Raw genomic sequence first — 14,088 nt, 5'->3', positions numbered from 1 at the left:
GGCCTCGCCTAGCAAGGTGGGGGGGCGATGTCGAAGGCAACGGTGAGCCGCTCGCCTTCCACGAACGGCCGGGTGCCGTGCCACATGGTGGACGGAAAGAGGACCAGCCTCCCCGGGCGCGGTTCCACGTTGCGTAGAGCGGGAACGGACACGCCGAGCTCGTCCGCTTCACCCAGCGTCAGCCAGCCGCCGCGCGGTTCGCCCTTTCCGTCCTCGCCCGGCAAGACGACGTAGAGCGCCGAGCTGATCCAGCCGGCGGGATGGACGTGGTTGACGTGCCGCCCCCCGCCGGTGAGCCGCACCGACCAGGAGCCGGCGAAGCGCACCGGCCCGCGCGGATGCCGCAAGGTCGGGTGGGTGGGATCGGGCGGCGGCAGCTGATCGATGTGCGCGCGCACCGCGGCGACGACGGCGGCGCGCAACGCGCGGATTTCGGGATCGATACGGGCGAACAGCGGACCGTCGGTCTGGGTGCCGCCGCGAACCGACTGGTCGAGCGGCTGCGCCTTCATCCGGTGCAGCGTGCGCAGGCGCTCGGCGAGCGGCGCCAGCGCGACCGGCAGGTCGTGGGTGGATACCAGGCGCGGATCGCCTTCAAGCCAGGCGTGGCGCGGATTGCCGGTGAGCCGCCAGGCCAGCGCCAGCAGCGGCCAGAAGTCCTCGGAGGGCGTCGCCCGCATCGCCGCCTCTCCCTCGCGCACTGCGAGATCGGGGCGGCCGAGCCGCAGAAGGTGGCGCAGGCGGAAGACGATCCAGCCCGGCTCGGTGATCGGGAGAAGCGCCGCATAAAGCGCCTCGGCGGCGGCCGGCTCGCCGCGCTCGGACAAAGCGGCGGCATCGATCAGGTCCAGCGTGCGGCTGGCCCCCAGCGCTCGGCGCGCCGCCGTGGTGACCCGCGCCACAGCGTCGAACTCCTCCGCGCGCAGATGGGTAATCGCCAGATCGCGCCACAGCACGCCATTGCGGGGATCGGCCGCCAGCGCCTCGGTGAAGGAGGCGACATAGGTGTCACGCGCGCCCAGGCTCCAGCGCAGCCGGGCGAGCGCGGCATGGCCTTCCGCCCAGCCGGGATGTTGGCGGAGCTGATCGGCCAGACCCTCGATGGCCATGGCGCCCTGCCCTTCATCCAAACGTGCGGCGGCGAGGCCGAGCAGCACGGGCGCCTGGAGCGGGGCGAGCCGATGCGCTTCCTCGAACAGCGCGGCGGCGGGCAGGCCCGCTTCCAGCGTGGCGCGGGCGAGCGCGTGCGCGATCTGGGGATCGGCAGGCGCAAGGCGGCGGGCGTGCTCCAGCGCGCGCACCGCAGCGGCAAGGTCGTCGAGGCTGCGATGCGCCAGCCCCTCCATCTGCCACAATCGCGCATCCCGCGGGTTCAGCGCCTGGCTGCGCGCGATAAGGCTCAGCGCGGCCTCGTCCTGCCACAGCGCGCCGGCCTGGACGGCGGCACGGACGACGGCATCGGCGTCGCGCGGGTCGATCGCGCTGAGAGGGGCGTTCATCCCGCTCGTCTAAGCTGATGCGGACAAAAGAAAAGGGCGGACCCTTGCGAGCCCGCCCCGATCAGGTTGCGATGAACCTTGGACTTAGAAGTCCAGGGTCACACCCGCGAAGATGTACCGACCCAGCGCGTCATAGACCTGCGAGAAGGTGTTGCCGTTGCAGAAGCCCGCCGGGCAGGTCTGCGAACCGGTGATCGGCGGATCCTTGTCGAACAGGTTGTTCGCGCCGATCCGGAAGTTGTAGTTGTCCGCGATCCGGGCGGTGAGCGTCAGATCGAAGTAGCTGATCGCCGGCAGGCGCTGGTTGCCCGGCAGGACCGCCGCCGGATTCTCCAGGTTCGGGTTGCTGCTCGTCGCATCGAGCCGAACCTTGGTGAAGTAGCGCCAGCGCAGCGAAGCACCGAGGCCACCCGGCGTGACGAAGCCCAGGCGGGCGGTGTGGCGCCACTCGGGGTTCGGCGTGCCGCAGTTGTTGCCGTACAGGCCGGCGCAGTCGAAGTCGCCGCTGACGCCCGTGTCGGTCACGATCTCGTCCAGCCAGGTGCCGACGAACGACAGGCTCGCGGTACCGAGGTTGGAGATCGGCTGGCTGAAGCTGGCATTGACGTCGATGCCCTTGGTCGAGAGGCCACCGATGTTCTGCGTCAGGTTGGTAACGTAGCCGGCGTTCGACAGCCACAGCGAGCCCGAACCGTCACGGTTGATCAGACTGCACAGCGCCTCGTTGGGGTTGTCGTCACCGCAGCCGGCGAGGATGGTGTCCGCGCCGATGGTGGTGACCGCTCCGTCAATCTTGATGTTGAAGTAATCGACCGTCAGCGCAAAGCGGGGCAGGAAACGCGGCTGGATCACCACACCCGCGGTGTAGGTGTCCGCGACTTCCGGACGCAGGTTGGCGTTGCCACCGATCAGGCCGTTGTACTGCGACGCCGGGTTGAGCGGGGTGCTCTGACCGACACGCAGGCCCTGCAGCAGACAGCCCTGATTCGCCGCGGTGATCTCGAAGCCGGCGCACGGATCGGTGCTGCCGTCGAGCGCGACGCGCTGGGGAGCGAACAGATCCTGGATGGTCGGTGCGCGGACGGCGCGGTTGTAGCCGCCGCGGAACCGGACATCCTGGATCGGTGCGAACTCGCCCTCAATCTTATAGGTGTCGGTGTTGTACGAGCTGTTCGACGAGGTCTCGTAGCTCGAATAACGATAGCCGCCGGTCAGCGAGAGATCGTAGATGAAGCTGTTGTGCACGATCGGCACGCGAAGCTCACCAAAGGCCTCATAGACGCTGAACGCACCATTGACCGGAAGCGTCGGCGCGCCCTGGCCGGACAGGTCGCCGGTCTGGAAGGCGAGGTCCGAGTTGAACTCCAGCCGCTCCTTGCGATACTCGACACCGAGCGCGATGCCGACGCCCTCGTCCGCCCAGGGGGTGCGCACGCCATATTCGCCCAGCGCACCGCTGATCGAGGCCGAGGCGACCTGCTCGGAAACGATGCCGCGCTGGAAGCCCGGCGTGGCCAGGTAGTTGACGGAGGCCTGGCTCACCGGATTGCCCGAGAAGACGTCGTAGGGAACGCAGTTCGGGTCGATACCGGTCAGCACCGAACGGCAGACTGCCGCGCCGGTGGTGGGATCGGTGACGACGTCGAGCGCGCGACCGAGGCGGGTCACCGAGAAGTCGTTGAGGTAGGTCTCGGCGAAGATCGTGCGGCCATATTGGTAGAAGGCGTCATAGTTGATGCCCTTGCCCAGATCGCCACGCGAGCCGATCACACCGCGGAAGCTGGTGTGCTGCAGATCGTCCTGGCGCGGACCGCCCTCGACGTTGCGACGATAGACCTGCACGAAGCCACGCTGGTAGGCGGCACCGGTGAGCGGATCATAGAAGGTCGCCGGGGTGTCATCGAGGTAGTTCACGCCATCGAACTGGCCGACCACATTCTGGCCGGTCAGCGGGTTCGGGGCGACGAGCAGGTTCTCCCGGTCGCAGATCAGGCCACGCTGTTGCGGCGACAGAAGCGGGCTGTCGCAGTTGATGAAGTTGGTGTTGCCGAAGTTGCCCGAGGCCGCGATCTGCGCGACCGTGCGGTCGTCCATGAACATGAATTCGGCATAGGGCTTGATCTGGTCCGAAATCTCATAGTTGGCGAAGAAGCCGGCCGTGTAGCGCTCGTCCGGGCGCTGGTAATAGTTGGTCGGGTTGAAGTTGTACGGGGTGAAGCCCAACTGCAAGGTGCGGTCTGCGCCGGGCTGGAAGAACGTTGAGGTGAACTCGCCATAGGCTTCGGTGTCATAGATCAGGAACGAACCCTTGGCCGAGGTAGCCGAGCCCGAGCAGTTGTACAGCTGACCGTTGGCAGCGACCGCTGAACGGCTACGCGACTGGGTGGCGCAAGCGGAATAGTCGCGGTTGGCCTGGGTTACGGCCTGGACGCGGCGATAGCCGGCGTAGGCGGTGATGTGGCCGCGGCCGTCATCGAAGCTGGTGCCGAACACCGCGGTCGCGTCAACAGTGCCGCCGTCATTGACCGTGCCGTCCGGGAAATCGACGTTGCCCGCGGTCAGCGCGCTGCGGATCCTCTTGTTGTTGTTGTTGTGATTGTAGAACGAATACTGGCCGTCGATGCGGAAGCCTTCGAAATCCGTATCCATGATGAAGTTGACGACGCCGGTCACCGCGTCGGCACCATACACCGAGGAGGCGCCGCCCGAGAGCAGGTCGACACGCTTGATCACCGCGGCCGGGATGAAGTTCAGGTCGACGGCCGAGGACGAGGGATCGCCGGGAACGACGCGGCGGCCGTTGACCAGCACGAGGTTGCGCTCGGAACCGAGGCCGCGGAGGTTGACGGTGGCGGTGCCGGTGGAGCCGTTCGACACGCCCGAGCCCTGGCCCGCGAACACCTGCGGCAGCGAGTTCAGCAGATCCTCGGTGCGGGTGGTGCCGGTGAGCTTCACGTCCTGCGCGTTGACCACGGTGACCGGGCTGGCCGATTCGAGGTTCGGCGAGCGGATGCGCGAACCCGTGACGATGACGTCGCCGGTTTCCTGCGCACGCTCATTGTCGCCATCCGCACTCGCGATCGGAGCCTGGCTCTCGATCGCGCCCGCCGGCGGCTGCATCGCACCCGTGGTCGGGTCCTGGTCCTGCGCGAAGGCAGGCGCGGCGAGCATCGCGACGCCGGCAACGATCGTGCTGCCGAGAAGCTGCCGACGCATGTTTCGAATCTTCATGTAACCCCCTTGATGGCCTTTTGGCCTCTGGCGCGTCCCATCATGCGAATGGGCGATGGTGCGACGCTATCCAAACTTCGCCGTCCGGAGCAATGGCACGCGCATGGCGGTTGCGGATTTCGGGGCGATGTTGCAACGAAGTGACACCCATGCTGTCCTAGTGTCTTATATGAACAACACAGCATGGCCGGGGAGCGTCGGATGAAGAGCTACGTTGGGGTCGGCCTGTTGCTGACGGCAGCCTGGGGCGGGTCGGCGGCGGCGCGGGACAGGGATGCGCCGCAGCCAGCGATCGTAACCGCGCTCGCCGAGTGCCGCGCGATCGCCGATGATGCGGCGCGGCTACGCTGTTTCGACGCCGCCGCGGGGGCGTTCGCGGCGGCGATCGACCGCAAGGCGGTGGTGGTGGTCGACGCTGAGCAGGTCCAGGAGCAGCGACGCGAGCAGTTCGGGGAACGCAAGTCGCTCGACCTGCCCGTACCCGCCGGGACGGTGGGGGACGAGATCGACCAGATCGACGGCACCGTGCGGAGCGCGCAACAGATGCGCGACGGCACATGGTCGCTGACGCTTCAAGATGGCTCGGTGTGGCGGCAGACGGACGACAATCCGTTCGGGCGCGAACCGCGCGCCGGCGACACGGTGCTGGTGCGGCGCGCCGCGCTCGGCACGTTCAAGCTGAAGGTCGCCAACATGCCCGCGATCCGCGTCCGCCGGGTGCGCTGACCCGGCGGAGGGCGGCAGGCCGGATCAGTCCTTCGCCGTCCCGGGCTCGGCCATGTTGCGGTGCTGCTCGGCGAGCACCGCATTGGGGGTAACGTTGGCGACCGCGCTCTCGATCTTGTTCTTCCAGCCAGAGACGATCGCGGCCTTGCCGGCCATCAGCGCGACCCAACCGTCCTTGGCGACATCGGCGGGGTCGCTCTTGTTCGGGTCGGTGCCCACCGAGGTGTCCATCATGTCGCCGCGCTCGAAGAACTCGGTCTCGACCGGGCCGGGCATGAGGTTGGTGAGGGTGACGCCGTCCGCGTCCTTGATCTCGTTCTGGATCGCGGCGACGAAGCTGTCCACGAAGGCCTTGGTGCCGTTGTACACCGCCTGGAAGCTGCCGGGCATGTAGCCCGCGATCGAGCCGGTGACGAGCACCTTGCCGGCGTTGCGCGCGACCATCGGCTTCAACACCTGCTGGAGCAGATAGACCGTGCCGACCACGTTGGTGTCGACCACGTGCTTCCACGCTTTCGGATCCTGATCGAGGAAGGCGCGGCCGAGGCCATGGCCGGCGTTGGCGCAAAGCAGGTCGACCTGGCGCCCGCCCGCGGTGGCGAGGAGCCTGTCGACGCCCTCGAAGGTGGACAGGTCCGCCTCCAGCGTCTGCGCGCCCGCCGGCACGTCGGCGAACGGCGTATCGGCAGCGAGCAGCAGGTCATAGCCGTCCTGCGCGGCGAGCTTCGCCAGTTCCGCACCGATGCCGGTGGAGGCGCCGGTGATGATTGCGAACTTGGTCATGGTCTTCCTCTCCTCAGATCGCCGCCGCGCCCATGCCGGGCTTGAGCACAATCTTGGTCACTTCGTTCTGCTGATCATGGAACATCTTGTAGCCCTCGGGCGCCTGTTCCAGGTCCATGCGGTGCGAGATCAGGAAGGTGGTGTCGATCTTGCCTTCCATGATCGCGTTGAGCAGCGCGGGCATGTAATGCTGAACATGAGTCTGGCCGGTCTTGAGCGTCAGCCCCTTTTCCATGAACGCGCCGAGCGGGAACTTGTCGACGAACCCGCCATAGACTGCCGGCATAGACACGCGCCCGCCCTTGCGGCAGGCGATGATCGCCTGGCGAATCGAGTGCGGGCGATCGGTGCCCAGCATCAACGTCGCCTTCACCTGATCAATCACATTGTCGACGAACAGGCCATGTGCCTCCAGGCCGACTGCGTCGATCACCGCATCGGGGCCGATCCCGCCTGTCATCTCCATCAGCGCCTCATAGGTCGCGGTTTCCTCGAAGTTGATCGTCTCCGCGCCGAAACGCTTGGCGAGCGCCAGCCGGGTCGGGAAATGGTCGATCGCGATCACCCGCTCCGCGCCCATCAGGAACGCCGACTGCACCGCGAACAGGCCGACCGGGCCGCAGCCCCACACCGCCACGGTGTCGCCGGGCTCGATCTCAGCATATTCCGCCGCCTGCCAGCCGGTGGGCAGGATGTCGGACAGGAAGAGCACCTTGTCGTCCTCGACACCATCGGGGATCACGATCGGGCCGACGTCGCTGAACGGCACGCGGACATATTCCGCCTGGCCGCCGGCATAGCCGCCGGTCATGTGCGAATAGCCGAACAGTCCGCTCATCTCATGGCCGTAGAGTTCGCGCGCGATGTCCTGGTTGTCCGCCGGAAGCCCGTTGGGACAGGCCGAGTACTGATGCTTGCCGCAATGGTAGCAGGACCCGCAGGCGATGGTGAACGGCACCACCACGCGCTGCCCTTTCTTGAGCGTAGACTTCGCCCCGACCTCGACCACCTCGCCCATGAACTCGTGGCCCAGGACGTCGCCGGCCTGCATGGTGGGGATATAGCCGTCGTAGAGGTGAAGGTCCGAGCCGCAGATCGCGGTGGAGGTCACCTTGATGATGCAGTCGCGCGGATTGACGATGGCGGGATCGTCGACGGTGTCCATGCGGACGTCATGCTTGCCGTGCCAGGCGAGCGCTCTCACAGGCCCATCTCCTCGAACTGCTTGGGATTCATCGCCGGGGTCGCGACCTCGCCGGTCTCCAGATACTGTTTGAGGCGCCGCAGGTCGCGCCGCGCCTGAATGCCGGGCTCGCGCTGGAACATCTTGGCGATCAGCTTGCCGATGGCGCCGCCGGGCGGATCATAGACGATCGTCGCGGTGACAACCGTGCCGCGCTGCCCCGCGTCGCGAAACTCGATCCTCCCACCATTGGGCACCTCTGCACCGGGTTGGGACTGCCAGGCGATCAGCGCACCCGGCTGATCCTCGGTGACAAGCGCGTCCCACTCCACGGTGCCGTGCGCGGGCGCCTTCACCACCCAGTGCGAGCGGCGCTCGTCCAGCAGGTCGATCCGCTCCACATTCTCCATGAAACGGGGGAGGTTCGAGAAGTCCCGGAAGAAGGCGTAGACCTCTTCGGCCGGACGGTTGATGGTGACGCTGCGGCCGATCAGTGTATCGCCGCGGCTTTCCGCCAGGACCGTGCTGGCCCGCTCTTTATCTTCACGTTGCTTGGACGTCGCCGGTGGCGCGTCATCGCGCATCGAATGTTCGATCATGGGATTCACCTCAGTCGGGGCTGCCCCTTCCAAGCGACGAGCCCCGACGTTGTTCCGCTTTTCCGGGCCCTGGGGTGCCGGAAACACGCTGACGTGGATCAAGCCGGACCGGGAATGGGTGCCATCCCGCACGTCTTTGGGATCGCAGGCCAAACAAGATTGATCGACTTTAATGCGCACCCATCCGGCGGACGGTTACCGCAGGAGGAAGAAGGGGCTGTACACCTGTGCCAAGTTGCTTCGCCGATCGGCTCGGCGGGATCATCGAGCTGACCGCAACGGAGATCGAGGCGCTCACCCGGCTTGAGGAGCGCGAGCGCACGCTGCGCCGCAACGCGCCTTTGCTGCGCGAAAACGACAGGCTTGGCGAACTGTTCGTATTGCGCAGCGGCATGATGATGAGCTGCGCTATCCTGGACAATGGCAGCCGCCAGATCCTGCGGTTTCTGTTCCCGGGTGACATCATCGGCGCCGCAGCGCTCGCCTATCGCCATGCGCCGGAAACGGTGGTCGCGCTGAGCGAGAGCGTGGTCTCGCCCTTCGACCGTAGCCTCCTGACCCAGTTGACTACCGAACACCCGCGCCTCGCCGCGGCGATGCTGGCGCTCGACCAAATCGAGCGTGTGATGCTCACCGATCGGCTTGCCGGGCTGGGCCGCACCTCGGCCAAGGCACGGGTCGCCTCCATTCTGCTGGAGGTGCGCGACCGGACTCAGCACCTGAGCGCACGCGGCGGCGACGCGGCATTCGTGCTGGGGCTGACGCAGGAGGAGATCGGCGACGCGACCGGCCTGACCGCGGTGCACGTCAATCGGATGATGCGCCAGCTGGAGGAAGAAGGGCTGATCGGGCGCGAAGGCGGCCGGGTGACTCTCACCAACGAGGCCGCCCTGCGCCGCGCCGCGAATTACGTCGACCGGACCGCCGGCCTCGATCTGGGCTGGCTGCCGCCCAGCCGGTAGCAGGCGCCCTCACCTACCGGGTGGCGACGTTGTCCAGGAACCAGCGGTAGCTGGATTCAACGCCCTCGCGCAGGCCGATCTTCGGCGTCCAGCCGAGCGCGCGCAATTTGTCGCCGCTCATCAGCTTGCGCGGGGTGCCGTCGGGCTTGCTGGTGTCGCGCACGATCTCGCCGGTGAAGCCGACCACCTCGCAGATCAGTTCGGCCAGTTCCAGGATCGTCACGTCGGTGCCCGAGCCGACGTTGACATGCTGCGCATCCGAATAATGCTGCGCGAGATACACCACCGCATCCGCGCAATCGTCGGCGTGCAGGAACTCGCGCCGCGGGCTGCCTGTGCCCCAGATCGTCACGCTCTGCGCGCCCGCCAGCTTGGCCTCGTGCGCCTTGCGCATCAGCGCGGGCAGGACGTGGCTGGAGTTGAGATCGAAATTGTCGAAGGGGCCGTAAAGGTTGGTCGGCATGCCGGAGATGAAGTCGCGGCCATGCTGCTTGCGATAGGCCTCGCACAACTTGATCCCAGCGATCTTGGCGATCGCATACCATTCGTTGGTCGGCTCGAGCGGTCCGGTCAGCAGCGCATCCTCCACGATCGGCTGCGGCGCCAGCTTGGGGTAGATGCACGACGAGCCCAGGAAGACCAGCTTGGCGACGTCGCTGCGGTGCGCCGCCTCGATCACGTTCGCCTCGATCATCAGGTTGTCATAGAGGAAGTCGGCAGGATAGCTGTCGTTGGCGAGGATCCCGCCCACCTTGGCGGCGGCGACGAACACGACCTCGGGGCGGGCGTCGGCCATCCAGCGGCGGACCGCCGCCTGGTCCTGAAGGTCGACCACGTCGCGCCCGGCCTGGACGATCTCGCAATCCTCGCGTCCCAGCCGCCGCACGATCGCCGAGCCGACCATGCCGCGATGCCCCGCCACCCAGACGCGGCGCCCTGCCAGCGAAAACTCGGCCATCGTGATTCCCCAGTCCGTTTCCACACCACCCTGCTTCACCGCCGCAACCGGCGCAACCGGCTCGGGCAACCCGTCGCAAACCGCACATGGGGGCTGTCCCCGCCACGATGGTCGTGCCAAGGGCGCGCGCGGACGTGCGTGGGAGTCCGGCAATGACGGCTTTGGGTATCTACGGCAGTGCCGGACGAATGGGACGCGCCATCGCCCAGGTTGCGGCAGCCGAAGGCGTGACGGTCGCCGGCGGCGTTGATGCAGGCGGCGATCCGCTGCCGCTGGCGCGCGCGGCAAGCGCGCTGGTGGATTTCTCCACCCCGGGCGCGCTCGACGCGCATCTTGCCGCGGCGGTGGAGGCGGAAACCCCAATCGTGATCGGCACCACCGGGCTGACCCCCAGGCACCATGCCGCGATCGACGCCGCCGCGGAACGGATCGCCGTGCTCCAGACCGGCAACACCTCGCTCGGCGTCACCGTGCTCGCACTGCTGGTGCGCGAGGCGGCCAGCCGGCTCGGCGCCGAATGGGACATCGAGATTCTCGAGATGCACCACCGCCACAAGGTGGACGCGCCATCGGGCACCGCGCTGCTGCTGGGCGAGGCGGCCGCGGCTGGGCGCGACACGACGCTGGCGGAGGTGCGCGTCGACGGACGCGCCGGGCTGGTCGGCGCGCGCACCGAAGGCACCATCGGCTTCTGCTCGCTTCGCGGCGGATCGGTGATCGGCGACCACAGCGTGATCCTTGCCGGCGAGGGTGAGCGGATCGAGCTGAACCACCGCGGCGAGGACCGGGTGATCTTCGCGCGCGGCGCGGTGCGCGCGGCGCTTTGGCTCGCCGGGCAGCCTGCCGGGCGCTACAGGATGGCGGACGTGCTGGGGCTGTGAAGCGCGCCGACGTCGTCGAGTTCTACAGCCGCCTCGCTGCTGCCAATCCCCACCCCGAAACCGAGCTGCAGGCCGGCAATCCCTATCAGTTGCTGGTCGCGGTAGCGCTCTCCGCACAGGCGACCGATGCCGGGGTCAACCGCGCGACGCGGGCGCTGTTCGCCGAGGTGCACACCCCACAGGAGATGGTGGCGCTCGGGGAGGAGGGACTGCGCGCGCACATCAAGTCGATCGGGCTGTTCAACACCAAGGCGAAGAACGTGATCGCGCTGTCGCGGCTGCTGGTCGAGCGGCACGACGGCACCGTGCCTGCCGACCGCGACGCGCTGGAGGCGCTGCCCGGCGTCGGCCGCAAGACCGCCAACGTCGTGATGAACTGTGCGTTCGGCCTCGAAACCTTCGCGGTCGACACGCACATCTTCCGGGTCGGGAATCGCACAGGCCTCGCCCGCGGCAAGACCCCGCTTGCCGTGGAACGGGCGCTGGAAAAGGCGACTCCCCAGCCCTTCCGCCTGCACGCCCACCACTGGCTGATCCTGCACGGACGCTATGTCTGCAAAGCGCGCAAGCCCGAATGCTGGCGCTGCATCGTCGCGGACCTGTGCGCCTACAAGCCCAAGACGCCGCCACCCTCCGCCGCCGCGACGCCGGGGGAAGCCAAAGCCGGGCGGATGCGTTAAAAGCGGCATGCCTTCCAGGCAAGGAGTTGCCGCATGCGTATCCTGCTACCCATCACCGCCCTGCTGCTCGCCGCCGCACCCGGCGCCGCGCGCGACCGCAACGCCGTTCCCGCCGCGACACCCACCGGAGAACCGCAGACCTGCATCCCGCTGCGCGCCATCCGCGAAAGCCTGGTGCGCAGCGACCGGGTGATCGACTTCCGGACGGGCGGCGACCGTTACTATCGCGTCACCCTGCCGCAGAACTGCCCGGGCCTCGGCTTCGAGCGTCGCTTCGCTTATGCTACCTCGCTGAGCCAGCTCTGTTCGAACGACATCATCACCGTGCTCAACCAGACGCCAGTAATGCGCGGCGCCAGCTGCGGGCTGGCGCCGTTCCAGCCGGTGACGATTGCGAAGCAGTGAAGACGGGGCTGGCGTTGCACCGCGGAGCGCGCTAATCGCCTCCTCCACGCACTCGTAGCTCAGCTGGATAGAGCGCTGCCCTCCGAAGGCAGAGGCCACAGGTTCGAATCCTGTCGGGTGCGCCATCCTTCGAGCACGGTTACGCGGCGGGGTGATCGCTCGGCCCGGCGGTCCATGTCGCGATCGCTTCCATCGCGACCCTGCCATCCGCATCGATCGTGCGAAGCGTCATCGGCTCGCTTCCGGAGCGCTCCAGCGTGAGCGACGCGCCCGCAAAGGCGGGCGACAGGCTGCGGAAGGAGAAGGCGTGCAGGTCGTGCCGGGGCTGAGCCTCGATCGCAAGCCGCAGGAGTAAGGTAGCCTGGAGCGGTCCATGGACCACAAGATCCGGATAGCCCTCCACCTCCCGACAGTAGTCTTGGTCGTAGTGGATGCGGTGCGCGTTGAAGGTGAGCGCCGAGTAGCGCTGCAACAGCACCGGCGTGGGCAGGAACGTCCCGGGTGCGGCCGGTGCCGGTCGCCGCGGCGGGGCGGCGGCGGGCGCCCCCGCCTCACGGTAGACGATGTCCTGCCGCTCCTCGATGACGGTCACCTCGCCGACGGCATAACGGTGGCTGAGCATTAGGAAACACAATGGCCCGCTGCGCCCCTGCTTGAGCGCCACGTCGACGATGCACGAGGTGCGATCGACGACATCGCCGACGTGGAGCGGCGCGTGGAAGCGAAGCGATCCGGCCGCCCACATCCGCCGGGGCAGCGGAACGGGCGGTAGGAACCCGCCGCGCAAAGGATGCCCGTCCTCGCCGAGACCCGCGGTCGGGACAATATCCGGGCACAGGCACCAGTGGATGCCGGGCGGGGCCTTCTCCCCGGCTGCATGGTCGCCGGCGTCGTCCAGCACCGCGGCTAGGCTCGCCGCCAGCCGCGGCGTCACGATGTCGCGCATGGTCCGCTCCCGGCCGATCCAGCCGCGCAGGTGATCGATGTCCACCGCCGCGCCCGACATCAGAAGGATCGCGGCAGGCCGAGGACATGCTCGGCCACGTAGGAGAGGATGAGGTTGGTCGAGATCGGCGCGACCTGGTACAACCGCGTCTCGCGGAACTTGCGCTCCACGTCATATTCGGACGCAAAGCCGAAGCCGCCGTGGAACTGGATGCACGCGTTTGCGGCTTCCCAGCTCGCCTTGGCGGCGAGATATTTCGCCATGTTCGCCTCGGACCCGCACGGCAGGCCGGCATCGAACTTCCGACACGCCTCGTAGCGCATCAGGTTGGCGGCCGAGATTTCAACATACGCCTCCGCAATGGGGAACTGGACGCCCTGGTTCTGGCCGATCGGGCGGCCGAAGACGACGCGGTTGCTGGCATAATCGACGATACGGTCGGTAAACCACAGCCCGTCGCCGATGCATTCGGCCGCGATCAGCGTCCGTTCCGCGTTCAGCCCGGTCAGGATATATTTGAACCCCTCGCCCTCTTCCCCGATCAGGTTCTCGGCCGGGACTTCCAGATTGTCGAAGAACAGCTCGTTGGTCTCGTGATTGACCATGTTGGTGATCGGCCGCACCGCCATCCCGCTCTTCATCGCGGCCGGGATGTCGACGATGAACAGCGACAGACCCTGCGACCGCTTCTTCACCGTTTCCACCGGGGTGGTCCGCGCCAGCAGGATCATCAGGTCAGAATGCTGGATCCGGCTGATCCACACCTTCTGTCCGTTGATGACGTAGCGGTCGCCGCGCCGCACCGCCGTGGTCTTGATGCTGGTCGTGTCGGTGCCGGCGGTGGGCTCGGTCACGCCCATCGATTGCAGCCGGAGTTCTCCGGCCGCGATCCTGGGCAGGTAGCGCTGGCGCTGCTCTTCCGATCCGTGGCGCAGCAGCGTATTCATGTTGTACATCTGACCGTGGCAGGCGCCCGAGTTGCCGCCGGACCGGTTGATCTCCTCCATGACCACCGAGGCCTCGGTCAGGCCGAAACCCGATCCGCCATAGGCCTCTGGGATCAGCGCCGCCATCCAGCCCCCTGCGGTCAGCGCATCCACGAACGCTTCGGGATAGGCCCGCGCCTCGTCCACCTTGCGGTGATATTCGGGCGGGAACTGGGCGCACACCGCCTGCACGCCGGCGCGGATATCCGCGAACTGCTCGCGAAACGGATCGATCTCAGGCACGGCGAC

General features: G+C 67.4%; 13 protein-coding genes and 1 tRNA gene. 6 read left to right on the top strand and 8 right to left on the bottom strand.

What is annotated here, in order from left to right; all coding sequences use genetic code 11:
* Positions 1-8: 8 nt before the first annotated feature.
* Together ACFDTH_RS03010 and ACFDTH_RS03005 are read right to left on the bottom strand one after the other, a co-directional pair.
* Positions 9-1,499, bottom strand: coding sequence for a putative 2OG-Fe(II) oxygenase (locus tag ACFDTH_RS03010; RefSeq protein ID WP_375286023.1), 1,491 nt, complete (start codon positions 1,497-1,499; stop codon positions 9-11).
* A gap of 84 nt (positions 1,500-1,583) precedes the next feature.
* The gene (locus ACFDTH_RS03005) at positions 1,584-4,715 is read right to left on the bottom strand and encodes a TonB-dependent receptor domain-containing protein (RefSeq protein WP_375286022.1); all 3,132 of its coding nucleotides are present in this window, start codon (positions 4,713-4,715) and stop codon (positions 1,584-1,586) included.
* 216 nt (positions 4,716-4,931) lie between these two features.
* Here ACFDTH_RS03005 and ACFDTH_RS03000 point away from each other — a divergent pair, with 216 nt between their 5' ends.
* The gene (locus tag ACFDTH_RS03000; RefSeq protein WP_375286021.1) at positions 4,932-5,456 is read left to right on the top strand and encodes a hypothetical protein; all 525 of its coding nucleotides are present in this window, start codon (positions 4,932-4,934) and stop codon (positions 5,454-5,456) included.
* Between the two features lie 24 nt (positions 5,457-5,480).
* Here ACFDTH_RS03000 and ACFDTH_RS02995 read toward each other — a convergent pair whose 3' ends face one another.
* From ACFDTH_RS02995 to ACFDTH_RS02985, 3 genes are read right to left on the bottom strand one after another with little or no spacing between them, the layout of a single operon-like run.
* Positions 5,481-6,239, bottom strand: a complete 759-nt coding sequence (locus ACFDTH_RS02995; RefSeq protein WP_375286020.1) for an SDR family NAD(P)-dependent oxidoreductase — start codon at positions 6,237-6,239, stop codon at positions 5,481-5,483.
* Positions 6,240-6,252: 13 nt separating this feature from the next.
* Positions 6,253-7,443, bottom strand: a complete 1,191-nt coding sequence (locus ACFDTH_RS02990; RefSeq protein WP_375286019.1) for a zinc-dependent alcohol dehydrogenase — start codon at positions 7,441-7,443, stop codon at positions 6,253-6,255.
* A complete protein-coding gene (locus tag ACFDTH_RS02985) occupies positions 7,440-8,006 on the bottom strand; it encodes an SRPBCC family protein (RefSeq protein WP_375286036.1) in 567 nt (188 codons plus the stop codon). Before ACFDTH_RS02985 ends, ACFDTH_RS02990 begins: the two co-directional genes overlap by 4 nt.
* Before the next feature lie 242 nt (positions 8,007-8,248).
* On the opposite strand from ACFDTH_RS02985, the gene ACFDTH_RS02980 reads away from it, so the two are divergent.
* Positions 8,249-8,983 (top strand): Crp/Fnr family transcriptional regulator, encoded by a 735-nt coding sequence (locus ACFDTH_RS02980; protein ID WP_375286018.1) that lies wholly within the window; start codon positions 8,249-8,251, stop codon positions 8,981-8,983.
* 13 nt (positions 8,984-8,996) lie between these two features.
* Here the strand turns inward: ACFDTH_RS02980 and ACFDTH_RS02975 are convergent, their stop codons facing one another.
* Positions 8,997-9,941: a GDP-L-fucose synthase family protein gene (locus tag ACFDTH_RS02975; protein ID WP_375286017.1), complete on the bottom strand. Its 945-nt coding sequence runs from the start codon at positions 9,939-9,941 to the stop codon at positions 8,997-8,999.
* A gap of 152 nt (positions 9,942-10,093) precedes the next feature.
* Between ACFDTH_RS02975 and dapB the strand changes: the two genes are divergently transcribed.
* The 4 genes from dapB to ACFDTH_RS02955 all read left to right on the top strand — a co-directional run bounded on the left by dapB (position 10,094) and on the right by ACFDTH_RS02955 (position 12,032).
* On the top strand, positions 10,094-10,822 hold the full coding sequence (dapB, locus tag ACFDTH_RS02970) for a 4-hydroxy-tetrahydrodipicolinate reductase (protein WP_375286016.1): 729 nt from the start codon (positions 10,094-10,096) through the stop codon (positions 10,820-10,822).
* Complete coding sequence (gene nth / locus ACFDTH_RS02965; RefSeq protein ID WP_375286015.1) at positions 10,819-11,502, top strand: endonuclease III; 684 nt, start codon at positions 10,819-10,821, stop codon at positions 11,500-11,502. Before dapB ends, nth begins: the two co-directional genes overlap by 4 nt.
* Before the next feature lie 33 nt (positions 11,503-11,535).
* On the top strand, positions 11,536-11,907 hold the full coding sequence (locus tag ACFDTH_RS02960; RefSeq protein ID WP_375286014.1) for a hypothetical protein: 372 nt from the start codon (positions 11,536-11,538) through the stop codon (positions 11,905-11,907).
* 48 nt (positions 11,908-11,955) lie between these two features.
* A tRNA-Arg gene (locus ACFDTH_RS02955) sits at positions 11,956-12,032 on the top strand.
* 14 nt (positions 12,033-12,046) lie between these two features.
* On the opposite strand, the gene ACFDTH_RS02950 is transcribed toward ACFDTH_RS02955, so the two are convergent.
* Both ACFDTH_RS02950 and ACFDTH_RS02945 read right to left on the bottom strand, forming a co-directional pair.
* Positions 12,047-12,913: a MaoC family dehydratase N-terminal domain-containing protein gene (locus ACFDTH_RS02950; protein WP_375286013.1), complete on the bottom strand. Its 867-nt coding sequence runs from the start codon at positions 12,911-12,913 to the stop codon at positions 12,047-12,049.
* Positions 12,913-14,082, bottom strand: a complete 1,170-nt coding sequence (locus ACFDTH_RS02945) for an acyl-CoA dehydrogenase family protein (RefSeq protein WP_375286012.1) — start codon at positions 14,080-14,082, stop codon at positions 12,913-12,915. Before ACFDTH_RS02945 ends, ACFDTH_RS02950 begins: the two co-directional genes overlap by 1 nt.
* Positions 14,083-14,088 lie beyond the last annotated feature (6 nt).

Source organism: Sphingomonas sp., from assembly GCF_042096255.1.
Classification (GTDB): domain Bacteria; phylum Pseudomonadota; class Alphaproteobacteria; order Sphingomonadales; family Sphingomonadaceae; genus Sphingomonas.
This window is presented reverse-complemented; position numbering and strand designations above follow the sequence as displayed.